This is a genomic window from Amycolatopsis sulphurea, assembly GCF_002564045.1.
In the GTDB taxonomy this organism is placed as follows: domain Bacteria; phylum Actinomycetota; class Actinomycetes; order Mycobacteriales; family Pseudonocardiaceae; genus Amycolatopsis; species Amycolatopsis sulphurea.
In genome coordinates this window covers 219,491-243,808 of sequence record NZ_PDJK01000002.1, presented here as the reverse complement: position 1 = coordinate 243,808, position 24,318 = coordinate 219,491, and the positions used below count along the sequence as shown (strand labels likewise).

The 24,318-nt window shown below is 70.3% G+C and carries 20 protein-coding genes and 1 pseudogene; 7 read left to right on the top strand and 14 right to left on the bottom strand.

Annotation, left to right across the window (positions count from 1 at the left end; genetic code table 11):
- The first annotated feature begins 18 nt into the window (after positions 1-18).
- Positions 19-1,068 carry a prolipoprotein diacylglyceryl transferase gene (gene lgt / locus ATK36_RS07125; protein WP_098510541.1) on the top strand — a complete coding sequence of 350 codons (1,050 nt, stop codon included), beginning with the start codon at positions 19-21 and terminating at the stop codon, positions 1,066-1,068.
- Between the two features lie 364 nt (positions 1,069-1,432).
- Here the strand turns inward: lgt and ATK36_RS07120 are convergent, their stop codons facing one another.
- From ATK36_RS07120 to ATK36_RS07110, 3 genes are read right to left on the bottom strand one after another with little or no spacing between them, the layout of a single operon-like run.
- The gene (locus ATK36_RS07120; protein ID WP_098510540.1) at positions 1,433-2,197 is read right to left on the bottom strand and encodes a hypothetical protein; all 765 of its coding nucleotides are present in this window, start codon (positions 2,195-2,197) and stop codon (positions 1,433-1,435) included.
- Between the two features lie 30 nt (positions 2,198-2,227).
- Complete coding sequence (locus ATK36_RS07115; protein ID WP_098510539.1) at positions 2,228-3,694, bottom strand: hypothetical protein; 1,467 nt, start codon at positions 3,692-3,694, stop codon at positions 2,228-2,230.
- A gap of 13 nt (positions 3,695-3,707) precedes the next feature.
- Positions 3,708-4,043: a hypothetical protein gene (locus tag ATK36_RS07110; protein ID WP_233573761.1), complete on the bottom strand. Its 336-nt coding sequence runs from the start codon at positions 4,041-4,043 to the stop codon at positions 3,708-3,710.
- A gap of 392 nt (positions 4,044-4,435) precedes the next feature.
- On the opposite strand from ATK36_RS07110, the gene gltB reads away from it, so the two are divergent.
- From gltB to ATK36_RS07095, 3 genes are all read left to right on the top strand, one after another.
- Positions 4,436-8,971, top strand: coding sequence for a glutamate synthase large subunit (gene gltB, locus ATK36_RS07105; protein ID WP_098510538.1), 4,536 nt, complete (start codon positions 4,436-4,438; stop codon positions 8,969-8,971).
- A 98-nt stretch (positions 8,972-9,069) separates the two neighbouring features.
- A complete protein-coding gene (locus tag ATK36_RS07100) occupies positions 9,070-10,578 on the top strand; it encodes a glutamate synthase subunit beta (RefSeq protein ID WP_098510537.1) in 1,509 nt (502 codons plus the stop codon).
- A 769-nt stretch (positions 10,579-11,347) separates the two neighbouring features.
- Entirely contained in the window at positions 11,348-13,135 is a 1,788-nt protein-coding gene (locus ATK36_RS07095) for an arabinofuranosyltransferase AftB family protein (protein ID WP_211291829.1), read from the top strand.
- Here the strand turns inward: ATK36_RS07095 and ATK36_RS07090 are convergent.
- The 5 genes and pseudogenes from ATK36_RS07090 to ATK36_RS07075 all read right to left on the bottom strand — a co-directional run bounded on the left by ATK36_RS07090 (position 13,109) and on the right by ATK36_RS07075 (position 16,554).
- The gene (locus ATK36_RS07090; RefSeq protein ID WP_098510536.1) at positions 13,109-14,107 is read right to left on the bottom strand and encodes a HEAT repeat domain-containing protein; all 999 of its coding nucleotides are present in this window, start codon (positions 14,105-14,107) and stop codon (positions 13,109-13,111) included. The two genes, ATK36_RS07095 and ATK36_RS07090, sit on opposite strands and share 27 nt — an antisense overlap.
- The gene (locus ATK36_RS07085) at positions 14,101-14,766 is read right to left on the bottom strand and encodes a HEAT repeat domain-containing protein (RefSeq protein ID WP_098514700.1); all 666 of its coding nucleotides are present in this window, start codon (positions 14,764-14,766) and stop codon (positions 14,101-14,103) included. The genes ATK36_RS07090 and ATK36_RS07085 overlap by 7 nt, the downstream gene beginning before the upstream one ends.
- Positions 14,767-14,916: 150 nt before the next feature.
- A pseudogene (locus ATK36_RS34620) lies at positions 14,917-14,961 on the bottom strand (hypothetical protein); the annotation flags it as partial.
- Positions 14,962-15,081: 120 nt separating this feature from the next.
- On the bottom strand, positions 15,082-15,594 hold the full coding sequence (locus tag ATK36_RS32810) for a hypothetical protein (RefSeq protein ID WP_211291828.1): 513 nt from the start codon (positions 15,592-15,594) through the stop codon (positions 15,082-15,084).
- Between the two features lie 129 nt (positions 15,595-15,723).
- Complete coding sequence (locus ATK36_RS07075) at positions 15,724-16,554, bottom strand: right-handed parallel beta-helix repeat-containing protein (protein WP_245914477.1); 831 nt, start codon at positions 16,552-16,554, stop codon at positions 15,724-15,726.
- Between the two features lie 242 nt (positions 16,555-16,796).
- Between ATK36_RS07075 and ATK36_RS07070 the strand changes: the two genes are divergently transcribed.
- The gene (locus ATK36_RS07070; protein WP_098510535.1) at positions 16,797-17,048 is read left to right on the top strand and encodes a hypothetical protein; all 252 of its coding nucleotides are present in this window, start codon (positions 16,797-16,799) and stop codon (positions 17,046-17,048) included.
- Positions 17,049-17,098: 50 nt separating this feature from the next.
- Here the strand turns inward: ATK36_RS07070 and ATK36_RS07065 are convergent, their stop codons facing one another.
- From ATK36_RS07065 to ATK36_RS07050, 4 genes are all read right to left on the bottom strand, one after another.
- Positions 17,099-17,617, bottom strand: coding sequence for a lytic polysaccharide monooxygenase auxiliary activity family 9 protein (locus tag ATK36_RS07065; protein WP_098510534.1), 519 nt, complete (start codon positions 17,615-17,617; stop codon positions 17,099-17,101).
- Between the two features lie 207 nt (positions 17,618-17,824).
- On the bottom strand, positions 17,825-18,418 hold the full coding sequence (locus ATK36_RS07060) for a TetR/AcrR family transcriptional regulator (RefSeq protein ID WP_098510533.1): 594 nt from the start codon (positions 18,416-18,418) through the stop codon (positions 17,825-17,827).
- A 4-nt stretch (positions 18,419-18,422) separates the two neighbouring features.
- On the bottom strand, positions 18,423-19,289 hold the full coding sequence (locus ATK36_RS07055) for an alpha/beta fold hydrolase (protein WP_098510532.1): 867 nt from the start codon (positions 19,287-19,289) through the stop codon (positions 18,423-18,425).
- A 59-nt stretch (positions 19,290-19,348) separates the two neighbouring features.
- Positions 19,349-19,735, bottom strand: a complete 387-nt coding sequence (locus ATK36_RS07050; protein WP_098510531.1) for a Fur family transcriptional regulator — start codon at positions 19,733-19,735, stop codon at positions 19,349-19,351.
- Positions 19,736-19,852: 117 nt separating this feature from the next.
- On the opposite strand from ATK36_RS07050, the gene ATK36_RS07045 reads away from it, so the two are divergent.
- Positions 19,853-20,278 (top strand): Fur family transcriptional regulator, encoded by a 426-nt coding sequence (locus ATK36_RS07045; RefSeq protein WP_098510530.1) that lies wholly within the window; start codon positions 19,853-19,855, stop codon positions 20,276-20,278.
- Positions 20,279-20,329: 51 nt separating this feature from the next.
- Entirely contained in the window at positions 20,330-20,509 is a 180-nt protein-coding gene (locus ATK36_RS07040) for a hypothetical protein (protein ID WP_211291827.1), read from the top strand.
- 288 nt (positions 20,510-20,797) lie between these two features.
- Here ATK36_RS07040 and argG read toward each other — a convergent pair whose 3' ends face one another.
- Together argG and ATK36_RS07030 are read right to left on the bottom strand one after the other, a co-directional pair.
- On the bottom strand, positions 20,798-22,243 hold the full coding sequence (gene argG, locus ATK36_RS07035; RefSeq protein ID WP_098510529.1) for an argininosuccinate synthase: 1,446 nt from the start codon (positions 22,241-22,243) through the stop codon (positions 20,798-20,800).
- Between the two features lie 445 nt (positions 22,244-22,688).
- Entirely contained in the window at positions 22,689-24,086 is a 1,398-nt protein-coding gene (locus ATK36_RS07030) for a hypothetical protein (protein WP_098510528.1), read from the bottom strand.
- Between the last annotated feature and the right edge of the window lie 232 nt (positions 24,087-24,318).

The following is a 24,318-nucleotide window of genomic DNA, read 5'->3' as shown; positions in this document are numbered from 1 at the left end:
ACGCGCTACGGTGACCGCGTGTACTCCGCAGCCTTCCTGGCCACGATCCCGAGCCCCGACCGCGGGGTCTGGCATCTGGGCCCGATCCCGATCCGCGCCTACGCGCTCTGCATCATCGCCGGCATCGTGCTGGCGATCTGGTGGGGGGAGCGCCGCTGGGCAGCCCGCGGCGGGACCAAGGGGACGGTGCTCGACGTCGCCGTGTTCGCGGTGCCGTTCGGGCTGGTCGGCGGCCGGATCTACCATGTGATCACCGATCCGGAGCTGTACTTCACCGCGGGCAAGAACCCGTGGAACGCCTTCGCCATCTGGGACGGCGGGCTGGGCATCTGGGGCGCGGTCGCACTCGGTGCGGTCGGTGCCTGGATCGCCTGCCGCCGCAAGGGCGTCCCGCTGCCCGCGATGGCCGACGCGCTCGCGCCGGGCATCGTCGCCGCGCAGGCGATCGGCCGGATCGGCAACTACTTCAACCAGGAACTCTACGGCGCACACACGGATCTGCCGTGGGGCCTGGAGATCTACCAGCGGTTCAACCCGCAGACCGGCGCGCCGGACGGGCTCACCGGCGTGGCCACCGGGCACATCCCGCTGCCGGACAGCCCGGTGCAGCCGACCTTCCTCTACGAGCTGATCTGGAACCTGCTCGTGGCCGGCCTGGTGGTCCTGGCCGACCGCCGGTTCAAGCTCGGCCACGGCCGCGCGTTCGCGCTCTACGTCGCGGGCTACACCGTGGGCCGCTGCTGGATCGAGCTGCTGCGCACCGACACCGCCAACCACATCCTCGGCCTGCGGGTCAACGTGTGGACCTCGATCCTGGTCTTCGCCGGGGCGCTAGCGTACTTCGTCCTGGCCGCTCGGCGCGGTCCGCGCGAGTCCCCGGAATCCTTGCGCAGCAAGGGCGACGAGCGGGATGAGAGTCCGCCGCTGTCCGGCTCGGCGTCCACTTCGGACACCAAGCCGGACGCCGGGCCGGACGCGAAGACGGACGGGGACGCGGACGATCCGCCCGCCCGGGACGAGGTGCCCGCCTCGTCGCGTCCGGAAAAGGAAAAACCCGACGAATCCTGAACCCTGGTCACGAAAAAGGTGGTCCCCGCCGATGGGGCCAGGGTCCCGGCAAAGTTGGTCGAGGCCCCGTGATCAGCAGAGAGAGTCGTGGCTGCCGCGTCATCATCGACGGTGCCTACCCTCTTCGTCGATCACGCCCGGCAACGGACGATGCGGAGCTATTCGAGATGCGCGACCACCTCGTGGCGTGCGCCAGACCTGTCCCGGGTCTGTGAAGGGGCCCTTCACGGACTCTGAGTCCGTGAAGGGCCCCTTCACAGACCTTCACGGACTTCCGCGGTCTGCGCAGGGCCCCTCAATCCGAGTTTGCCGACACCCTGGCCGATAAGGGCGGGGACCACCTTTTTCGTGTGCCGTCCTCGCCTCAGCGGAGGAAGCCGTTGCCGAAGTAGTCGTCGTCGGAGTCCGGCGGATCGTCGCGGCGGGTGCGCCGGGTCGACGGCGTCTCCCGATCGGTGTCCGAGGCCGGGGCAGCAGCGTCACCGCTGGTGTCCTGGCGGTCGGCGAGCGGGCTGGAGAACGGATCGTCCGGGTCCTCCGGGGCACGGTGCCGCGGAGCCGCGGGCGGCGGGGGAGCGGCCGGAGTCTCCGGCGGGGAATCCGTGCTCGACGACGAGTGGTCCGGCTGCGAGCTGCTGTGCAGCGGATCGTCGTTCGAGTAGCCCTGCGGCTGCTCCGGCTCCGCGGCGTAGCCGGCCCGGTCGCGGTCGTCGAGCAGCGCGCCGCCGGTCGCGCTTCCGGTGTGGGCTTCGAGCAGTTCCTCCGGCGACGCTCCGTCCTCCAGCTCGTCGAGGATCTCCTTCGCCTCGCCGAGCCGCGCCGACGCGAGTTCCCGGACCTCCGGATCGGCGAACGCCTTCCCCGCGGCGACCTCCTGCCAGGAGAACTCGCCCGCGTCCACCTTCTGCTTGATCCGGCGCAGCTCGGGCGGGGCGTCCGGGCGGGACGCCGCGTTCTTCAGGGCCTCGATCCGCTCCGGGGTGTCCGGCTTCTTCAGCGGCGGCAGCTTGATCTTCTCCAGGTTCTTCAACAGCTCCCGGGATTTGCTGACGGTGCGGTCGAGCGCGGACTCGGCCTCCCGGATCTCGGGTGTCTTCCACGCGTCTTCCGGGGGCATGGGCCGGGACATTCGGTTTGTTCCTCCTCGTCGTCGATCCGGCTAGTCGTCGATCCGGCCGCTGATCCGGCCACTGCCGGAGCGCGCCGGGGTGCGGCCCGAGTCGTCGGAGCCGTCCGAGCTGTTCGGCGCGCGCGAGGACGAGCTGTCCCGGGAAGCCGGGGACGAGCCGGCATTGCCGTCATCGTGATTGCTCTCCTCGCGACCGCCCTCGCGGGCGGTGCGCCGGTTCTCGTTCTCCTCGTGCCGCTTGTCGGACTCCTCGGCGCCTTCCTTCGCGGTGTCCTTGATGTCCCCGGCGTTGTCGACGATGTCGCCCGCGTCGTCCTTGATGCTCTTCACGTCGCCGCCGATGTTCTTGGCGATGTCGACCGCGTCGCCGATGCTGTGGATGTCCTTGATCTTGGCCAGCTGCGAGCCGATGTCCTTGATCGAGTTCCACAGATCGCCGACCTTCTCGATGATGTCGGAGATCATGTCGATGATCGAGATCAGCGCGTTGATCAGCGGCAGCAGTTCGGACAGCGCGGTGATCGCGTCGGCGATCCAGCCGGCGATCGGGATGCAGGCCTCGGCGGCCATCACCAGCAGCCGGTCGATCAGGCTCTTGAGTAGATCCAGCGCTTTCGCGGCGAGCTTCTTCGAGGTGTCCGCGAGCAGGTCGAAGCCCTTCGCGATCAGCTCGGCGATGCCCGCCTCGGCGGTCAGCCCGGCTCGCCAGCCGAGGTCCACATAGGCCTTGTGCGCGGTCGCGGCGAGCCCGGTCCAGCTTTCGCCGAGGACGCCCTCGTTGGCCACCATCACGGCGGAGAACGCCTTCATCGACTCGGCGATGTTGCGCCAGGCCTCCGCGTCCGCGGACATCTTCGAGAAATCGCCGGTGAGCGGTTCGATGAACTGCTGGGTGAGCGTGGTGCCGGTGAACTTCTGGTACACCCACTCCACGGCCATCACCTCGACGCCGGCGTCCTTGATCAGGTCCTGGACGTCTTCGCCGGACGTGTCCTCCGGCGGCTGCAGCGATTCGGTGATCGAACCGCCGTCGTCGTAGCCGCCCGGGCCGGCGCTGGTGCCGTCCGAACCGCCTTCGCCGCCCTGACCATCGTCGCCACCGGAGCCGCCGTCACCTCCCGAACCGCCGTCGCCTCCGTTACCGCCGTCTCCGCCGTTGCCCCCTTCGCCACCGCGACCGCCTTCGCCGTCCCGTCCATCGCGGCCGTCGCGCCCATCGCGGCCGTCCCGGCCATGGCCGCCGTCACTGCCGGTACTGCTGGGAGTGGTGGTGTCACCGCCGTCGTCCGGGTGGCGCCGCGTGCCGGTGTCGTGGCCCGAGCCCGAGCCCGAGCCCGGATCGGAGCCGGGCCGGGAGTTCGGGTCGTCGTGGGGCGGCCGATCGCCGCCGGTGTGCGTACCCCCGCGCGGCGTGCCCCCGTCGTCCGAGCCGCCCCGGTGCCTTCCCCCGGTGTGCGAACCCCCGCCGTGGGATCCGCCGTGTCCGTGCCTGGCCATCTGCTTGCCCCTCTCAGGCCTGGATGCCGCTGTCGAGCTCGTCCGCCTTCATGCCGAACTGGGCGAGGATCGTCGCGGTGTTGTCGTCGTGGCGCTGGTAGTGGTCGGCGGCCGAGCGCATGCCGCCGGCGAGCGCGGTGAGCCGCTCGTCGCCGAACTTCAGCGTCTCGCCGTAGAGGTTGCCGACCAGGTCGACCACCGGTTGCAGGACGACGAACAGGCCGGTGAACCCGGACTTGTCGCAGGCGGTGCCCTGCATGTACTCCCTGATTTTGGCGACCGCGTCGTGCAGGCCGTCCACCGCCTGGGCGTAGTCCCGCATCGATTGCGGGTTCACCTCGAAAGACACTGGAAATCCCTCCCCGGGGAACTCGTGATTGCCGAACACTATGGCAGTGGACGGACCCGGGCGATCCACGGTTCCGGGAATTTCCCCGGCTTGAGCGAGACAACCGGACAAATCGGGAGTAAGCAGGACAAACCAGGCGGGGAGGACGTCCGGCGCGGTGCCGGGGCCGGCGGGACGTATCATCCGGGTACCGGGCCGGCTGGTCCCCATCAGGAACTACGTCGTTCCGCGCAGCCGGATCGTTACCGTCCGGGCCGGTCACAGGTGCTCCGGCGGGCTGCTCCGGTGTTTCCCAGGTGTTAAAGTCGCGCTAACAAGCGGGCCATCGTCGTCCCGTGCGCCCCGCGGCCGGCTCGCCGGCTATCGCACGAAACGACGAAGGAGGTCCCTTCATGATCTTCTCCGCCATCCCCGGCAAACAGGGTCTGTACGACCCGTCGACCGAACAGGACTCCTGCGGCGTCGCCATGGTGGCCGACGTCCGGGGCCGACGCTCGCACGGCATCGTCGCCGACGGGCTGACCGCGCTGACCAATCTGGACCATCGCGGGGCCGCCGGCGCCGAGCCGACCAGCGGCGACGGCGCGGGCATCCTGCTGCAGCTGCCCGACGAGCTGCTGCGCGCCGAGGCCGGCTTCGAGTTGCCCGCCGGCGGCGGGTACGCGGCCGGGATAGCGTTCCTGCCCGCCGAGGCCGAGCAGCGCCGCAAGGCGGCCGGGCTGATCGAGCGGATCGCGCGCGAGGAAGGCCTGGCCGTCCTCGGCTGGCGCGAGGTTCCGGTGGACCCGGACGGCGCGGACATCGGTCCCACCGCGCGTGCGGTGATGCCGCACTTCGCGATGCTGTTCGTCGCCTCCCCGCACGGGGAGACCGGCCTGGCGCTCGATCGGCTGGCATTCTGCCTGCGCAAGCGCGTGGAGCACGAGAGCCTGGCGGCCGGCTGCGGGACCTATTTCCCGTCGCTGTCCGCGCGCACCCTCGTCTACAAGGGCATGGTGACTCCGGGGCAGCTGCCGCGGTTCTTCACCGATCTCACCGACCGCCGGCTGGCCAGTGCGATCGCGCTGGTGCATTCCCGGTTCTCCACCAACACCTTTCCCTCATGGCCGCTCGCGCACCCGTTCCGGTTCGTGGCGCACAACGGCGAGATCAACACCATCCGCGGCAACCGCAACCGGATGCGCGCCCGCGAGGCGCTGCTGGAATCGGATCTGCTCCCGGGCGATCTGACCCGGCTGTTCCCGATCTGCACGGCGGACGCCTCGGATTCGGCCTCCTTCGACGAGGTGCTGGAGCTGCTGCACCTGGCGGGCCGGTCGCTGCCGCACGCGGTGCTGATGATGATCCCGGAGGCGTGGGAGAACCACACCTCCATGGATGCGCGGCGGCGCGCGTTCTACCAGTTCCACGCGAGCCTGATGGAGCCGTGGGACGGCCCGGCCTGCGTCACCTTCACCGACGGCACGCTGGTCGGCGCGGTGCTCGACCGCAACGGCCTGCGTCCGGCGCGCTGGTGGCGCACCGCCGACGACCGCGTGGTGCTGGCCAGCGAGGCCGGCGTGCTCGACGTGCCGCCGGCCGAGGTGGTGGCCAAGGGCCGGCTCCAGCCGGGCCGGATGTTCCTGGTGGACACCGCGGCCGGGCGGATCGTGGACGACGAGGAGATCAAGTCCGGGCTCGCGGCCGACCAGCGCTACGGGGACTGGCTGCACGCCGGGCTGCTCAAGCTGGCCGACCTGCCCGACCGTGATCACGTGGTGCAGAGCCATGATTCGGTGCTGCGCCGTCAGCTCGCCTTCGGCTACACCGAGGAGGAGCTGAAGATCCTGCTCGCGCCGATGGCGGCCAAGGGCGCGGAGCCGATCGGCTCGATGGGCTCGGACACCCCGATCGCCGTGCTGTCCCGGCGGTCCCGGCTGCTCTACGAGTACTTCAAGCAGAACTTCGCGCAGGTGACCAATCCGCCGCTGGACGCGATCCGCGAGGAGATGGTCACCTCGCTGAGCCGGATCATGGGCCCGGAGCGCAACCTGCTCGCCCCCGGCCCGGCCTCCTGCCGGCACCTGAACCTGCCCTATCCGGTGATCGACAACGACGAGCTGGCCAAGCTCATCCACGTCAACGACGACGGCGATCTCCCCGGCTTCGCCTGCAGTGTCCTTTCCGGACTGTATGAAGTGGACGGTGGCGGGGCGGCGCTGCGCGGCGCGCTGGAGCGGGTGCGCCGCGAGGCCTCCGAGGCGATCGCGGCGGGCGCGCGCACGCTGGTGCTCTCCGATCGCGACTCCGACCACCGGATGGCGCCGATCCCGTCCCTGCTGCTGGTTTCCGCGGTGCACCACCACCTGGTGCGCACCAAGGAACGGCTGCGGGTGGCGCTGGTGGTGGAGACCGGGGACGCCCGCGAGGTGCACCACGTCGCGCTGCTGCTGGGCTACGGGGCCGCGGCGGTGAACCCGTACCTGGCGTTCGAGACCATCGAGGACCTGATCGCACGCGGCGGGGGCCTCGGGCTGGAGCCGGCCAAGGCGATCCGCAACTACGTGCAGGCGCTGGTCAAGGGCGTGCTGAAGATCATGTCCAAAATGGGCATCTCCACAGTCGGCGCCTACACCGCGGCGCAGGCGTTCGAATCCCTCGGGCTGAGCCAGGAACTGCTCGACGAGTACTTCACCGGTACCGCCTCGAAGCTGGGCGGGGCCGGGCTGGAGGTGCTGGCCGAGGAGGTCGCGGTGCGGCACCGGCGGGCCTACCCGGACAACCCGACCGATCGGGTCCACCGTGGACTCGAAACCGGCGGCGAGTACGCCTATCGCCGCGAGGGCGAGCTGCACCTGTTCACCCCGGAGACGGTGTTCCTGCTGCAGCACGCGTCGAAGACCGGCCGGGACGAGGTGTACCGGTCCTATCGCGACGAAGTGCACCGGCTCTACCGCGAGGGCGGGACGCTGCGCGGGCTGTTCGGGTTCCGCGACCGCGAGCCGGTGCCGATCGACGAGGTCGAGCCCGCCGAGGCGATCATGCGGCGGTTCAACACCGGCGCGATGTCCTACGGTTCCATCTCCGCCGAGGCGCACGAGACGCTGGCGATCGCGATGAACCGGATCGGCGGCCGGTCCAACACCGGCGAGGGCGGCGAGGACCCCGAGCGGCTCTACGACGAGCATCGGCGCAGTGCGATCAAGCAGGTCGCGAGCGGCCGGTTCGGTGTCACGAGCGAGTACCTCGTCAACGCGGACGACATCCAGATCAAGATGGCGCAGGGCGCGAAACCCGGCGAGGGCGGGCAGCTGCCGCCGAACAAGGTGTACCCGTGGATCGCGCGCACTCGGCATTCCACGCCGGGCGTCGGGCTGATCTCGCCGCCGCCGCATCACGACATCTACTCCATTGAGGACCTCGCGCAGCTGATCCACGATCTCAAGAACGCGAACGAGCGTGCCCGCGTGCATGTGAAGCTGGTGTCCTCGCTCGGTGTGGGCACGGTCGCGGCCGGGGTGTCCAAGGCACACGCGGACGTGGTGCTCATTTCCGGGTATGACGGCGGCACCGGTGCGTCGCCGATGAACTCGCTCAAGCACGCGGGCACGCCCTGGGAGATCGGCCTCGCCGAGACCCAGCAGACGTTGCTGCTCAACGGTTTGCGCGACCGGATCACGGTGCAGGTGGACGGTGCCCTCAAGACCGGCCGCGACGTGGTGATCGCCGCGCTGCTCGGTGCCGAGGAGTACGGCTTCGCGACGGCCCCCCTCGTCGTCGCGGGCTGCGTGATGATGCGCGTGTGCCATCTGGACACCTGCCCGGTCGGTGTCGCGACGCAGAACCCCGAGCTGCGCAGCCGTTACACCGGACAGGCCGATCATGTCGTGCGGTACTTCGAGTTCATCGCCCAGGAGGTCCGGGAAACCTTGGCGCAGCTGGGTTTCCGCACGCTCGACGAGGCGATCGGGCATGCCGAGGTGCTCGACACCGACGAGGCGGTCACGCACTGGAAGGCCGCCGGGCTGGACCTCGCGCCGATCTTCGACATGCCCGCCGAGACCCCGTACGGCGGGACGAAGCGGCGGGTGCGCACGCAGGACCACGGGCTGGAGCACGCGCTGGACCGCACGCTGATCCAGCTCGCCGAAGCCGCGCTGGAGGACGCGCACCCGGTCCGGCTGGAGCTGCCGGTGCGCAACGTCAACCGCACCGTCGGCACGTTGCTCGGCTCGGAGGTCACCCGCCGTTACGGTGGGGCGGGTCTGCCGGACGACACGATCCACGTGCGGCTCACCGGGTCCGCCGGGCAGTCGCTCGGGGCCTTCCTGCCGAGCGGGATCACCCTCGATCTGGCCGGCGACGCCAACGACTACGTGGGCAAGGGCCTGTCCGGCGGGCGGATCGTGGTCCGTCCCGATCCGGCGGCGAGCTTCGCCGCGGAACGCCAGACGATCGCGGGTAACACGCTCGCCTACGGCGCGACCAGCGGCGAGATGTTCCTGCGCGGCCAGGTGGGGGAGCGGTTCTGCGTCCGCAACTCCGGCGCGACCGTGGTCGCCGAGGGCGTCGGCGACCACGCCTTCGAGTACATGACCGGCGGCCGGGCCGTGGTGCTCGGGCCGACCGGGCGCAACGTGGCCGCGGGCATGTCCGGCGGCGCCGCGTACGTGCTGGATCTCGACCGGGCCAAGGTGAACGGCGAGATGGTGGACCTGCTGCCGCCGGACGCCGAGGATCTGGCCTGGCTCAAGGAGATCGTCCGCAAGCACCACGACCACACCGGCTCGGCCGTCGCCGCCTCCCTGCTCGGCGACTGGACGCGGCGCGCGGCGGCGTTCACCAAGGTGATGCCGCGCGACTACCGGCGGGTCCTCGATGCGGCGAAGGCGGCACGGGCCGCCGGCCGCGACGTCGACGAAGCGATCATGGAGGCCGCTCGTGGCTGACCAGCACGGCTCCCATGCCGTGAAGGGACCCTTCACGGACTCAGAGGCTGTGAAGGGTCCCTTCACAGCCTTCGGCGCGCGGGAAACGGAGGCCGCTCGTGGCTGACCCGAACGGTTTTCTCAAGCACCGGCGCGAAGAGCCGAAGAAGAGGTCCACAGAGGACCGTCTCGCCTCCTGGGGCGAGGTGTATGCGGAGGCCGACGCCGTCGAGCGCGCCGAAGCGGTGCGCACGCAGGCCTCCCGTTGTATGGACTGCGGGATCCCGTTCTGTCATTCCGGCGCTTCCGGTTGCCCGCTGGGCAATCTGATCCCGGAGTGGAACGACCTGGTCCGCGTCGGCGACTGGGCGGCGGCCTCGGATCGGTTGCACGCGACCAACAACTTCCCCGAGTTCACTGGGAAGCTGTGCCCGGCGCCGTGCGAGTCCGGGTGCGTGCTGGCGATCTCGCCGCAGGCCGGCGGGGCGGTGGCGATCAAACGCGTCGAGGAGGCGATCGCGGCGCGGTCCTGGGCCTCCGGTTCGGTGCAGCCGCAGGTGGCCGAGGTGTCCTCGGGGCAGCGGGTGGCCGTGGTCGGGTCCGGCCCGGCCGGGCTGGCCGCCGCGCAGCAGCTGACCCGGGCCGGTCACGAGGTCACCGTGTTCGAGCGGGACGACCGGCTCGGCGGCTTGCTGCGGTACGGCATTCCCGAGTTCAAGATGGAGAAGAAGGTCCTCGACCGCCGCCTTGCGCAGCTGCGCAAGGAGGGCACGAAGTTCGTCACCGGCTGCGAGGTCGGCGTCGACCTCACCGTGGCGGACCTGCGTGCGCAGTACGACGCGGTGGTGCTCGCGGTGGGCGCGCTGCGCGGCCGCGACGACCGCACGACGCCCGGACGCGAGCTGTCCGGCATCCATCTGGCCATGGAGCACCTGGTGCCGGCCAACCGGGCCGTGGAGGGCGACGGCCCCTCGCCGATCGACGCGAAGGGCCGGCACGTCGTCATCATCGGCGGCGGGGACACCGGCGCGGATTCCTACGGCACCGCCACTCGACAGGGCGCGCTTTCGGTCACGCAGCTCGACCAGTACCCGATTCCGCCCGCGGACCGTGACGACGAGCGTTCGCCGTGGCCGACTTGGCCCTACATCCTGCGCACCTACCCGGCGCACGAAGAGGCGGGCGAGCGGCGGTTCGGGGTGGCCGTGCGCCGGTTCGTGGACGACGGTGAGGGCAACGTCGCCGCGATCGAGCTCCAGCAGGTGCGTGTGCACAAGGACCCGGAGACCGGCCGGCGCGAGGTACGGCCGGTCAACGACGAGGTGGAGACGCTGCCCGCGGATCTGGTGCTGCTGGCGATCGGGTTCGAGGGCGTGGAGGAGATGCCGCTGCTGGCGGGCCTCGGCCTGTCCCTGACCCGTCGTGGCACGTTGTCCTGCGGCGCGGACTGGCAGACCGAAACCCCCGGCGTCTTCGTCTGCGGCGACGCACACCGTGGCGCTTCCCTGGTGGTGTGGGCGATCGCGGAAGGCCGCTCGGTGGCCCATGCCGTGGACAGCTATCTCACCGGTGCCTCGGATCTGCCTGCCCCGGTTCACCCGACGGCGTTGCCGCTGGCGGTGCTCTGAGGCGGGAGCTATAACCCGAACGGCGGTATCCATCGTTCGGTGATATATATGGCCGGTGGCGGCGACCGGCATGTCCGAACAGAAGTTCCTGGTGCTGGTCGCGTTCGCGGACCAGCGCCGGGCACGGGCACGGCGTGGTCCGGCAGCTATCGCACGGTCGGGTGAAGTTGCTTGCTCGACCGGGTGCTGGGCCGAGGGGTCTCCTGCGACTGTGCGCTCCCGGCAGAGAGCGGCCGTGACCGGCCGCATCCGGAGCGACCTGCCCCGCACCGGCTGCTGGGCAAGGGGCTCGGCCTGTTCTGGTGGCGAGCCTGCAACCCGGCCGCGGTTTCCCTTGCTACGGCAGGGTTTCGCCGGGCGGCCGGACCCGTTCTCGGCTGCTGCCGCAAGAAGAGCGGAGGGGCTTCTCCACCACCCCCACCGAGCCTCAGCCGATGGTCGTGCGCATCCGGGTGGTGAACGGCCCGCGACCTCCGGCCGCATCGGGGCCGAGCCGCCCGATCCGATCCAGCAGTCCGTTCCGGCACCGCGGCCGGCCAGGGCGTCGGCAAAGTCGGTGTGGAGGTCTGTGAAGGGGCCCTTCACGGACTCTGAGTCCGTGAAGGGCCCCTTCACAGACCCGAAATCGGTCCGGCGCACGCCACGGGGTGGTGTCGCACACACCTCCATCGCCTGCTGCCGGGTCCCCGACCAACTTTGCCGGAACCCTGCCGGGGCCGGCTGATCGGGCCCAGCGCCTTTTCTTTCAGATCCGAGGTCTTGTACTGCCGTGAAAACCATTCCTGATGCATTGCCGCGCACCGTCCTACCCCCACTCGACCTCCCGCAGGCACGGGCGCCGCGGTGGCGGAACAGCGCTCTTCCGCTGGTTTCCGCGCTGGTCATCGCGGTGCTCGGCTATCTGGCCCGGTGGATTTGCGACGACGCGCTCATCTACACCCGGGCGGTCGAGCAGATCCTGTCGGGGAATGGACCGGTCTATTCGGCCGGGGAACGCGTGGAAACGTCCACCGGTGTGTTGTGGCAATGGCTGCTCGCAGGCGCCGGATTCGTTTCCGGGAAAACCGACACCGCCACGATTTCCTGGCTGCTCGGGCTGGCGCTGACCACGGCCGGATTCGCGCTCGCGGTGGCCGCGACCCAGCGGCTGCACGCTCGGGCCGCGGCCTGGCTGCTGCCGGCCGGGGTGGTGGTCCTGCTCGCGCTGCCCCCGGTGTGGGAGTACGCGACTTCGGGACTGGAGACCGGGCTCACCACCTGCTGGATGGCGGGCTGCTGGTGGCTGCTCGTCCGGCTGCGGGAAAGCACCTCGGGTCCGGCGATCGCCGGTGCGGCCTTCGTGTTCGGCCTCGGCCCGCTCGTACGGCCGGAGCTGACCGTGGTCGCCCTGGTGTTCCTGGCCGGGCTGTGGCTGCTGGCCCGGCCGGGGTGGCGGGTGGTCCTCGCGGCGGCCGGTGCCGCTGCCGCGCTGCCGTTCGGCTACGAGATCTTCCGCATGGGGTACTACGGCATCGTGGTGCCGCTGCCGGCACTCACCAAGAACGCCGATGCCTCCCTGTGGGGCCGGGGTTTCCGCTACCTGACCGACTTCGCCGACCCGTACTTCCTGTGGCTCCCGCTCGTGCTGCTCACGGTGGGGCTGGCCGCGCTCGTACGTCGCGTACGCGCTTACCGGGCCGACCTGATCGTGACGTTGACGCCGGTGGTGGCGGGCCTGCTGCTGCTTGTGTACGTGCTGAAGGTGGGCGGCGACTACATGCACGCCCGCATGCTGCTGCCGGTGCTGTTCCTCCTGTTGCTGCCCGTCCTCGTGCTCCGGTGGTCGCGTACGGGAGGCGCGCTCGCACTGGTGATCGTCGCGTGGGTGCCGCTGTACGCCGGTTCGGGCCGCTACCACGAAGCTCCTGGCCCGGTGCGCGCGATTGATGACGAGCGTGCCTACTACGTGTCCTGGACCCACACCGACAACCCCACCCAAACCGAGGACTACACCCGGCAGCAGCGGGACCTCGCGGCCGCGGTGGAGGCCGCGCGCAACTCCGGCCGGGGGACGCTGGTCTACCAGGGCGTGCACAACGAGATCCTCACCGCCCCGCTGCGCAAGGATCTGCCGGCCAGGGCGGCGGTGGTCGGCGTGTACCTCGGCACGGCCGGCATGCTGGCGCCGCCCGACGTGGCGATCGTCGACTTCTGGGGCCTGGCCAATCCGGTCGGTGCGAGGTTCGCCTTCCCGCCCGGCAAACCGGGCCATTCCAAGCCGCTCAGCAACATCTGGCTGCTGGCCGACTATGCGGATCCGGCGGCGCCGGTCGCGCGCACCGGCAATTTCGTCTTCCAGCGGGACTTCGACCCGGCGGAGCTGGCCGCCGCCCGGCACGCGCTGTCCTGCGGCGATCTCGCGGAGATCCGGGAGTCCACCCGGGAACCGATGTCGCTGGACCGGTTCTGGCGGAACCTGACCGGCGCGTGGGATCGCACCTGGGTACGCGTTCCGCCGGAGCCCTTCGCGGCCGAGCGTGCCTTCTGCGGGTCAGCCGGGCCGCTCCAGCAGGGCTGAGGCGAGCAGGGCGACGGGCCTTTCGGCGTCCTGCGTCAGCGGTCGCAGCAGGTCGCGCGCGAGTGCCTCGGGTAGCTCGGCGAGTGCCTGGGTCAGCCGGATACGGACCGCGGAACTTGCCGCGGGCGTGGCGAGTTCCGCGCTCAGCGCCTCCGTGATCTGCTCCGCGCACTCCGGGGCCAGCGCCAGGGTGCCCAGGACCTCGGCGGCTTCGACGTCGCTGGTGCCGTCGACGACCATCCCGACGAGGACCGGCACCGCCGCGGTCACGCCACGCGTCCCCGCGGCCAGCGCGGCATGCCTGCGTACAGCCGGTTCCGGGTCTTCGAGCGCACATGCGAGCACTTCGGTCGCTTCGGTGCCGGGCAGCTCGGCGATCGCGCGTACGGCGCGTTCCCGGACGGCGGGGTTCGGCGAGCGTACGCCGGAGGAAACGCTCGCCACCCCGTCGCCGCCCGCGCGGGCAAGGGCCCACCGCAGTGCGCCGGCGACGTTCGGATCGGACTCCGCGAGGATCGCCTCGGCCAGCAGTTCGGCGGGCACCGGGGTCTCCTCGTCCGGGGCCAGCACGGCCTGCTGCCGCTGCGCGGCGCTCGGCGAACCGAGCCCGCGCAGCAACGCCACTATGCGCAGCACCTCCTGCCAGCCCGCCGGCGCCGAAGCGTCCACCGCACGCAGCCGGTCGAGCAGTTCCTGTTCCTGCCGCAGCCGGTCTTCGGTCCGCCGGATGAGATCGCCGACCAGCGCGGCGGGCGTGAACGCCGGATCGGCCAGCGCCCGGCCGATCTGCCGCAGCGAAAGCCCGAGCGAGCGCAGGCTCTCCACGTGGAAGATCCGGCGGATGTCCTCGGTGGAGTACTCGCGGTAGCCGCAGACCGTCCGCCCCGTCGGGCGCACCAGCCCGAGGGAGTCGTAGTGCCGGAGCATCCGGGTACTCACCCCCGAGCGGCGCGCCACCTCACCGATCAGCATGTCGCCGCCCGTTCCGGGCCGAGTGCGACGATCCGCTTCGCCTCGTCGAGCGCTTGGTCGAACCCGGCGTCCGGGTCACGCAGGAGCAGCTCCGTGGCCCGGGCGTGGGCGGCCACCCCGGGGCCGGCATCGGCCGGCGCGGCCCGCAGGGCCGGTTCGGCCACCTCGCCGAGCGCGACGAGCGCCCGGCTGAGGCTCAGCTGCACGGCACGGTCGCCGCGGCCGAGCTGTGCGGCCAATTCCGTTGCCAGCGCTGCCTTTTCCTCCTCCGGCACGAGCACGACCGCGGCACGCCACGCGCTTCGCGCGACCTCGTCGTCGGCGTCGCGCAGCAGCGCCTGGGTGATCGACGGCCAGGCGCTCCGGTCCCCGATCTTGGACAGCGTGTGCAACGCCTGGCTGCGCGCTTGCGGACGTCCGGACCCCAGCTCCACGAGCAGCCGCGGCACGGTGCTCCCGGCCGGTTGCCGGGTGAGCGCCCAGGTGAGCATGTCGCGAACGTAGAAGTCCGGCTCGACCGCGCAGCGGGTCACCAGCGTCTCCAGCAGCTCGGCGTCGGGCCGCGTGCCTGCGGCCAGCGCCGCCTTGAGCCGGGTCGACGGGTTCTCCGCCGCGAGCGCGGTGCGCAGCGAACGACGGTCGGGCTGGGTCTGGTTCATGTCGAGCACCTCCGGGACCCAGTGAAGACCTTCGCACGGTGTCAAGGTCAAGCGTTCGCCGGATCGAGGGTCAGCGGCCCCCTGCGTCGACAGCTCACCGTAGCGGCCCCAGCCGATCGCGGTGTCCAGCTGCTGCTGGGCGTCGTCGGCGGAGAAGCCCCGGCGCAGCAGGTCGGGGAAGAACCCGGCGCGCAGGGGGCCGTGCGCGCCGGCCGCGAGTGCCCGGCAGATGGTGCGCGCGTTCCCGAGCCTGCGCGGCGAAGACGGCCTTGCTGCGCTGGATGTCCGCGGTGGTGACCTGCTCCCCGACCGGGGTCAGGTGCAGGTCCGCCCCCGGCCACGAACAGCAGGGCTGCGGCGTCCACGAGCGGGAGCAGGTCGTCGATCTCGAAGCCGATGTCCGCGACCGGCTCGGGCAGATCCGCTCGCCCGCCCCTGGCGTGCACCAGCCCGGCCGGCCCGCCGACCGAGGCGGCGGGCAGCGGCCGCGCAGTCGGGGTCGCCTCGTCCGGGGCGGGTTCCCCGGCGGCCGGTGAGCAGGTCGTAGAGCCGGTCGACGAGCGCGGCGAAGCCCGGCGACGTGCGCTCGCGCGGCCGGGACAGGTCCACGGTGACCTCGGCGCACAGCCTGCCCGGTCCGGAGCCGAGCACCAGCACCCGGTCGGCGAGCTGTACGGCCTCCTCGAGGTTGTGCGTGACCAGGCAGATTCCCTTGGTGGAGAACCATTTCCCGGTCCGCAGCCGCATCAGCTCGCCGCGCGGGTTCTCCGCGGTGAGCACGTCGAGCGCGGAGAACGGCTCGTCCATCAGCAGATCGGGCTCCAGCACCAGCGCGCGGGCTAACCCGACGCGTTGCCGCCGGAAAGCTCCCGCGGGTAAGCGGATTCGAACCCGTCGAGGCCGATCAGGTCGATCGCCGCGAGCGCGCCGCCCGCAGCGCATGACCTGGCGCGACGATCACGGTTCGCACTTCGGCTCCGGCCCCTGGTAACCCTTGCGTGCAGACTTGTCGATACCGACCTCGCACTTGATGGACGGATCGAGCTCGTTGTCCTTGACGTGCGCGCCGGTGGACTTGTTCTGCAGGCCGATCGCGTGGTCCGGCCCGGCCGCCCAGGTGTTGCCCTCCAGGGAGAGGTTCTGCACGTCGTCGATCATCACGGCCTGGGAGGCCTGCTTGGTCTCGCAATAGTTGCCTTTGAACGTCCAGTCCTCCGAAACGCCCTCGCCGTTGCCGTCACCCGCTTCGGAGTTCGGGCTTTCGGCCATCAGGCACATGTTGTCGATCCGCTCGCAGCGGTTGTTCTCGATGTCGACGTTCCTGCTCGCGACGTCCTCGTCGTCGGTCGCGAAGGTCTGCATGCAGTCGGCGTGCGCGCCGGTGCTGTTGTCGGTGTCGCTGATGGTGTTGTGCAGGATCCCGATGTTGTCGCCGAAGAAGCGGATACCGTCGCCGTCGCCGCCTTTGGGTGCCTTGATCGTGGTGTTCCGCACGGTCACGTTGCTGCCGTGGATCTCGATACCCGGCGCCTTCGGACCGTCCATTGTGTAACCGTCGACGACGACGTTGTCCGCTTCCACGTCGATCCCGTTTACCTGGCGGCCTTGTCCCGCATAGGTCAACGGCCAGCCCGGCGTGCCGCCCTTGGTGATCTTCAACCGGCCCGCCGCGCAAACCACGCCCTGGGGGAGCGCGCTCTGACTGCAGGACGGGCTTGTGGTGAATGGTGCGGTCGTGACGAACGGCACGGCCAGCATCGCCGCGCCGAGCAGGATCGGAGCCTTCACGGTTTCCCCTTTGTCGGCTGGAACACGGAGTGCAGGCGCGGGCCGTCCGCGCCGGAGAACGCGCCTGGCGCGGACGCTAGCCATCCGGTCCGGGACCGGTCCCCGCCGTGCCCGATACGACTTTCGGTTTAAGCCGGGAATGGCCGAGCAGGGGATCCGGTGGCCCCGGCCGTCCCGGCATACTCCTCGGCATCGGCCGAAGAGTCCGATGTGGACTCCGTACCGACCCTGGAGCGCGCCCGATGACCCTCGCCGCACTGAACTCGTCCACGAGCGCCGAGTCGGCCCTGGCCTTCGGCCTTTCCGCCGGGCTGGTCACACTGCTGGCCGCGGTGCTGATCCTGCCGGCGGGGATGTTCATCGGCGCGCTCGTGAGCGTGCTCGGCGGCGGGCTGAAGCTGCTGCTGATCCTCGTGATCTTTTTCGCGCCGTTCCTCGGCCCGCTGGGGTGGTTCCTCTGCGGCCGCGGCAGCGCTTATCAGGGCGCCCGCTGAGCGGTGGCCCGGCGCCCCGTTACCTTCCCCCCGGAGCGCCGGGCCGGGCGTCAGCCCACCTGCAGGTCGATGCAGGCGTAGAAGGCGTTGCCGGTGTCCGCGATGTTCCACACCGCGAGCACCTTCTGCCGACCGGTGTGATTGCCGAGATTCACTTGGTGCGTCAGGGTTTCCGGCGGGGCCTGGCCACCCGCGCCGAAGGCGGCGACACGCTGGTTGCCGATGAAGTACTCGTAGTTGATGGTGCGGTGGCGGGCGGTGAATTTCCAGGTGAAGGTCACCGTGCGGCCCACTCGGGTGGCCCGCCAGCCCTTGCCGTCGTCGTTCAGCTCGCCGAACCGGCCGACCCCGCCGTTGCAGGAACGCAGCCCCTTCGGGCCTTCCACGCTCTGCGGTTCGTACTTGACGTTCCCGCAGGGCACGATGCCCTTAGCGCATTGCGCCTGCCTGCTCGGCGGGGAGTCCACGTAGCCATGCGCGCTGGCGATCGCGGCCGGACCGGCCAGCACCAGCACCGGAGCGAGTGCGGTACCGGCCAGCGCGGTGAGAAGGGTGCGTTTACGGGACATTTTCGGCTCCTTCGACAGCCGGGCCCGCTTCGACGCCGGGGAGGCGCGGGAGACCGTGCGCAAGGCACGACCGGCCGCCGCGGCAGGGGGACGCGCGGGCGGAGAGGGGGGAGAGGGGGGAGAATGTGGTCTGGACCATACTCGGGTTGGGTTATTTCCGTCAAGAGTCGGGCACGCAGAGTGACCCTCTCTTCCAGGGGGCCGAGCTCAGCCGGTCTGGATCAGCGCGCCCAGCCAGTTCGCCAGTACCTGCTGGGTGTCCGCGCGGACCTGGTCCGGATCGGCGGCCTCGGCGATCATCCGGGCGGCCTCCATCACCGCGCTCAGCACGAGCTGGGCCAGCGCGTGCACCGGGACGTCGGCGAGGAGCCCGGCTTCCCGCGCCCGTGTGAGCGTTTCCATCAGCATGCCGAGGCCGTACTCGGCTTCGAGTTCGCGGAAGGCCGCCCAGCCCAGCACCGCGGGGGCGTCGGTCAGGGAAATGCGCTGGACCTCTTTCCGCAAGCAGGCGTCCAGGAACACGTTCAACGCGACGACGAGCCCGCCGAGGAGGTCGTCTTGGCCGGTCATCGAGGCGGCCACCTCGGCGGTCAGTTCGCGTTCCACCTCCACCACCACGGCGCGGAACAGGCCCTGCTTGTCGCTGAAGTGGTGGTAGAGCGCGCCGCGGGTGACGCCGGCGGTACGGGTGATCTCCTCGGTGGGCACGTCGTGGTACCCGCGGGTGCCGAACAGTTCGCGGGCTGCCTTGATCAACGCTGCTCGCGTGCTGTTGGAGCGTTCCTGCTGGGTACGTCGCACCTGCCTAATCTGCCATGGCGGCCGCGAAGCGCTTGATGTGCCCGGCGAGGACGTCCGGCTGGTCTTCCGGGACGAAGGTGTAGGAATCCGGGACTTCCACGAGTTCCGCGTGCGGCAACAGCTCCGCCAGCCGGTGCGCGAGGCTGATCGGGAACAGCTTCTCCTCGGGCGGCCACACGAGCAGGACCGGCCGGTCGAACGTCCGCAACCGTTCCGCGGCGGCCAGCGTGTGCCGCGGGTGCACCGAACGCAGCAGCTTGCGCAGATCCCGTCGCACGCCGGCTGAGGTGCGCAGCGGCGTCAGGTACTCCCGGGCGATGTCGTCCGGGATCGGCCGCTTCGTGACCCAGCCGAACACGAACGGCAGTGGGTAGAGCGCCTTGAATCGCAGGAGTTGCCCGAGTACCGCCATCGAACCGGGGACGCGGGCGAGCACCGGCAGCGGTTTGAAGACCGGCGGGAAGAAGTACTCGAAGCTGTCCGACGGGGTCAGCACCACTCGCCCGACTCGCTCCGGGTACCGGGCGAGCAACAGCTGGGTGATCGCGCCGCCGGTGTCGTTGGCGACCAGGGTGACGTCTCGCAGGTCCAGCGCGTCGAGGAAATCGCCGAACAGGGTCGCCGCGCCGGGGGCGCTCAGATCCGCGTCCGCGCGCATCGCCACCCGATGCGCGCCGAACGGCAGATCCGGTGCCAGGCAACGGAATCCGGCCTCGGCCACGGCAGGCACGACCTTCCGCCAGAGCAGGGCGCTGGTCAGTACGCCGTGCACGAACACCACCGGAGCGCCGGTGCCGCGGTCGAAGTAGCGCAGCTCGCCCTGGGGCAGCCGGACCTGCCGGGCCGGGCCGAGTTCATCGTGCGGTGTCATGCCCGAAGGCTACGTACATTCTGTCTGTATGTACATTACCTCAGAGGTAAAAACCCTGGTCAGGACTCTTTCGCGCAGTGCGCGCAGAGACCTGTGGCGGGCTCCGCGGCCGGGTCGTCGACCGATCCGGGCAGCGCTTCGAGCCGTCCGCATCGGTGGCACAGCAGGTGCGGATGGGTGAGCGCGGCCGATTCGTAGCGCTGGGCGATGCCGACGTGGTCGAACCGCCGGACGAGCCCGGCGGTGACGCCGGTGGCCAGGACGTCGTGCACCGCGCGGGTCGAGACCATGGGCAGCCGGTGGCGGACTTGGGGCAGCAATTCGGCCACGGTGCAATGCGGATGCTTGGCGAGGGTCTCCAGTACGGCCTGCCGGACGGTGGTCACGCGCAGGCCGGCACGCCGCAGCTGGGCGCCGGAGTCGAGGGGTGCGGTGGTGGTGGGCACGCTTCCTTTCTAGCGCTGAGATTTGATCCAGTCAATTTTAGGACAAGGTCAAGTCTGGTTCTGTGAACCGGTGCACTTCAGAATGGATCCGGTCAACTCTGGAGGTACGATCCGGCTATGGACGAGGTGGCGGCCCGGCTGCGGGAGAAGGGACTACGGAACACTCCCCAGCGCCGGGCGGTCCTGGCCGCCGTCGCGCACACCCCGCACGTCACCGCCGCGGAGATCGCCACCGCCCTGCAGGCCGAAGACGCCCTCGGCGGGTTGTCCCGGCAAGGCCTCTACAACGTACTCGACGACCTCGTCGGCGCCCGGCTGCTGCGCCCGCTGGAGCCCGCCGGCTCGCCCGCGCGGTTCGAACTGGAGACCCACGACAACCACCACCACCTCGTCTGCCGCGGCTGCGGCCGGATCCGCGACGTGCCGTGCGCGGTCGGCAGCAGCCCCTGTCTCCACCCGGGCGAGGTCCCCGGGTTCCGGGTCGACCAGGCCGAGGTGACCTGGTGGGGCCTGTGCGAGGACTGCGAACGGGCCGGTTCCTGACGGCGTTTCCGCGGGTCGGTCGTGCCGTTGACTGTCCACTGAGTACTTGTGGTGGAGGAGGTCCCGTTCGATCTGGCCCCGATCGAGGCGCCCGGCGCACTCGCCTACGTGGCGCGGATCTGTGGCCCGGCAACGGAAATCGACGCTGGCGCGTTCACCCTGCCTCCACCGTACGGGCCGGCGGAACTCGCGGACACCGTGATCGTGCCCGGCCGGTCGGTAGCGCGTTGAACTGACGCTGTATCTGGGTGAACCTGGCGTCGTAGGGCGGTGGGTTGTTCAGCGGTGACCTGTGCCGAGATGAGCAGTACCGTGCCGTGGTGCGGGGGACCCTGCGGATCGGTTCCCCGCACTGCAGCGGTGCCGTGCCGTGGTGGTGCTGCCGTGCCGCGGTGAGGGAACCTTGCGGGATCGGTTCCGCACTGCAGCCGTGCCGTCGTGCTGTCGCGGTGTCGTGCCGCGGTGTGGGGAACCCTGCGGGATTGGTTCCCCACACCGCGGCCGCGCCGTCGTGGTGCGTCAGTCGGTGCCGGATTCGATCGCCGCGCCGTCCAGCAGTTCGTCGTCACCGGCCTGGCCACGGGAGGCGATGGCCTCGGCGCCGCCCTCGGGCATCGCGCCGATCAGCCCCGTGGCGGCGGCCTGCGCGGCGCCGATCAGGACCGGGTGGGAGCTGCCGACCATGCCGAGCCCGGCGTACTGCTCGAGCTTCGCGCGGGAGTCGGCGATGTCGAGGTTGCGCATGGTCAGCTGGCCGATCCGGTCGGTCGGGCCGAACGCGGAGTCCTCGGTGCGTTCCATGGACAGCTTGTCCGGGTGGTAGCTGAACGCCGGCCCGGACGTGTCGAGGATCGAGTAGTCCTCGCCGCGGCGCAGGCGCAGGGTGACCTCGCCGGTGATCGCGGTGCCGACCCAGCGCTGCAGCGATTCGCGCAGCATCATCGCCTGCGGGTCCAGCCAGCGGCCCTCGTACATCAGCCGTCCGAGGCGGCGGCCCTCGTTGTGGTAGCTGGCCAGGGTGTCCTCGTTGTGGATGGCGTTGACCAGGCGTTCGTAGGTCGCGTGCAGCAGCGCCATGCCCGGCGCCTCGTAGATCCCGCGGCTCTTCGCCTCGATGATCCGGTTCTCGATCTGGTCGGACATGCCCAGGCCGTGCCGCCCGCCGATGGCGTTCGCCTCCAGCACCAGCTCGACCGAAGTGGGGAACTCCTTGCCGTTGATGCTCACCGGGCGCCCCTGCGCGAAGCCGATGGTGACGTCCTCGGCCGGGATCTCCACGTTCGGGTCCCAGAATCGCACGCCCATGATCGGCTCGACGATCTCGATGCCGGTGTCGAGGTGCTCCAGGGACTTCGCCTCGTGCGTGGCGCCCCAGATGTTGGCGTCGGTGGAGTAGGCCTTCTCGGTGCTGTCGCGGTAGGGCAGGTCGTGCGCCTGCAGCCACTCGGACATCTCCTTGCGGCCGCCCAGCTCGCTCACGAACGCGGCGTCGAGCCACGGCTTGTAGATGCGCAGGGACGGGTTGGCCAGCAGCCCGTAGCGGTAGAACCGCTCGATGTCGTTGCCCTTGTAGGTGGAGCCGTCGCCCCAGATCTGCACGTCGTCTTCGAGCATGGCACGGACCAGGAGGGTCCCGGTGACCGCACGGCCGAGCGGGGTGGTGTTGAAGTACCCGCGCCCGCCACTGCGGATGTGGAACGCCCCGCAGGTCAGCGCCGCGAGCCCCTCCTCGACGAGCGCCTCCTTGCAGTCCACCAGCCGGGCCAGCTCGGCCCCGTAGCTGCCGGCCCGCCCGGGCACGGACGCGATGTCGGGCTCGTCGTACTGGCCGATGTCGGCGGTGTAAGTGCAGGGGATCGCACCCTTGTCCCGCATCCACGCCACCGCAACGGACGTGTCGAGACCACCGGAGAACGCGATACCGACCCGCTCGCCGACGGGAAGGGAAGTGAGCACCTTGGACATGGGAATGATTATGCATGACTATGTATGAACGTGCATCCTCGGGGTGGGCGGTGAGTGGTTTTCGCAGGTGGACGGGGTGGGTTGCCGGTGATGCCGGACACCGCCGGGGTGGCGACCGGCGGCCACAGCGACCGGGACCGGGTCCCCGCCGCGGCTGCGGACGGGTCAAGCTCGGCCAGTGCCAGTGCCAGTGCCAGTGCCAGTGCCAGTGCCAGTGCCAGTGCCAGTGCCAGTGCCAGTGCCAGTGCCAGTGCCAGTGCCAGTGCCAGTGCCAGTGCCAGTGCCAGTGCCAGTGGTCGGGGTCGGCGTCGTGTCCCGCGGCACGGTGGTCGCGGACTGCCGGGGGTGCCCTGGCAGACCGGATCGCCGTGGGTGTGCATCTCGGCGGCCCGGCGCGGTTCGAGGTCTCCCTCCTATCCGGTGATCGCCCGTCCGGGCGATCGAGTCACTTCTGGATGGCCGGGGCGAAGGCCGCCCGCACGTCATCATCGGTGGGGGTCACTGGGGTGTCCGGGGGCGGGCCGAGGCCCGCGAGATGGCTGTAACTGCGGTAGTGCAGGACTTTAGGGCAACTCGCCCCGCCGATCTCCACTTTTGTGTCCACGACGGGTTTGCCGGTACGCAGCTCGTAGGCCTTCAGCGGGACGGCGATCTTGTGGAACGTGACGTTGCCCGGGAAGTTCGGCATCATCTTGTTCTCGTACGGACAGGTGCGCACGGCGGTGCCGTCTGCGTGCTCGCCGAGGCAGATCACGAGCACGGCCTGTGCTGCGTCAGGTGCGCGCCATTCTGGGGGGAACTTGCTGCTGTGGCCGTCATCGCCGTAGAACAGTGCGCGGTTCGTGCCGGGGCCGTGCGGTGCGGCGGCGCTGTACGGCGCGGGAGTCCTGCAGTAGGACGGTTGGGTGCTGCCGGAGCTTTCCAGCAGGCTTTGCACCTTCGCCAGCTCCAGCGCCTGGGGCGCCTTGGTGGTGCCGGCTTTCGTCTTCGCCGCACGGGGATCGGCGGGGTACCGGTCGACGATCCGTTGATACCGGGTGTGTGCGGTGGTCCAGCCCTTCGAAGTCATCAGTTTGTCGCCGCAGGAGAGGTGGGCCGCGGACGCGGTGCGTACGGCGGCCGACCGTTCGGGGATCGGGCCACCGGCCGCGTGCGCGAACAGCCACTCGTCGATCTCGGCGGTGGTACACGGCTCCGAAGTGGGTAGCCGGTGGAGGAAACCGTCGAGCACCACGGTGGCCATCGTCCCGTGGCCGGGCAGGTCACGGCGGACCGAGGCGAACCGTTCGAATGCGGCGGCGGTCGCCTCTGGCTCACCGGACAGCGCGCTTGCCAGGTTCTCGTTCGCCGCCCGCAACCGGTGGCAGGCCTCCCTGGTGGATTCCTCCCCGGTCATCAGCGGGGCGTCCGCGAGGTAATGTCGGAACCACCTGCTGTCCAGTGCTTCGGTGGCTTCGGCGCAGCTGCCTTGCGCCCGGGCGGCGGTAATGCGTTCATCGATTCGGAAAGCGTCGAATCGGAGGAGTCCGACGGCGGCGAATACGATTATCGCGGCGGAGAACGCAATCACCTGATGTTTTCGTACCTTCGCGGGTTTGTGGCGGGCGAGCTGCCATCCGTGCGCGATCACCAGCGCCCACCAGGCGAGCACGAGCACTTCGAACCACCGGAACGGTGCCACTGTGGTCAGCAGTATTACGAGCGCGGCGGTACCCGCGACGTTCAGGGCGGCGAGCAGCCGCCGCCCGAGCAGCAGATAACCGACGCCGAGCAGGGAAGCGTTCCCCACGGCGGCGGCCAGCGGGTCGCGCGGCCGCTCGGCGGGTTCAGGCGGCGAGTGCACGGAATCCCTTTCGGTGCACCGGAGAAGCCCAGTGCCGGGCCTCCGGGGCGGGACCGGTCCCGCGTTGGCGGCTTCCGGTCTTCGGTGGCCGGTGAACGGTGGCGAAATGTGCATGCCGAGATGCTCTCAGCCACCACCGACAAAAACCGGGGCCGCCACCGAATGGCTGGGTGCGCCAGCGGGAGCATGGTCATGCATGAGCCGCTCCGAAAGCGGCGGAATGCCACGCGAC

What these genes read in the sequence shown, in the direction of transcription:
- ATK36_RS07120 (WP_098510540.1), bottom strand. Translation starts at nt 2,197, where the DNA reads ATGTCCCGGCCCATGCCCCCGGAAGACGCGTGGAAGACACCCGAGATC.
- ATK36_RS07115 (WP_098510539.1), bottom strand. Translation starts at nt 3,694, where the DNA reads ATGGCCAGGCACGGACACGGCGGATCCCACGGCGGGGGTTCGCACACC.
- gltB (WP_098510538.1), top strand. Translation starts at nt 4,436, where the DNA reads ATGATCTTCTCCGCCATCCCCGGCAAACAGGGTCTGTACGACCCGTCG.
- ATK36_RS07090 (WP_098510536.1), bottom strand. Translation starts at nt 14,107, where the DNA reads ATGCTGATCGGTGAGGTGGCGCGCCGCTCGGGGGTGAGTACCCGGATG.
- ATK36_RS07085 (WP_098514700.1), bottom strand. Translation starts at nt 14,766, where the DNA reads ATGAACCAGACCCAGCCCGACCGTCGTTCGCTGCGCACCGCGCTCGCG.
- ATK36_RS07070 (WP_098510535.1), top strand. Translation starts at nt 16,797, where the DNA reads ATGACCCTCGCCGCACTGAACTCGTCCACGAGCGCCGAGTCGGCCCTG.
- ATK36_RS07065 (WP_098510534.1), bottom strand. Translation starts at nt 17,617, where the DNA reads ATGTCCCGTAAACGCACCCTTCTCACCGCGCTGGCCGGTACCGCACTC.
- ATK36_RS07055 (WP_098510532.1), bottom strand. Translation starts at nt 19,289, where the DNA reads ATGACACCGCACGATGAACTCGGCCCGGCCCGGCAGGTCCGGCTGCCC.
- ATK36_RS07045 (WP_098510530.1), top strand. Translation starts at nt 19,853, where the DNA reads ATGGACGAGGTGGCGGCCCGGCTGCGGGAGAAGGGACTACGGAACACT.
- argG (WP_098510529.1), bottom strand. Translation starts at nt 22,243, where the DNA reads ATGTCCAAGGTGCTCACTTCCCTTCCCGTCGGCGAGCGGGTCGGTATC.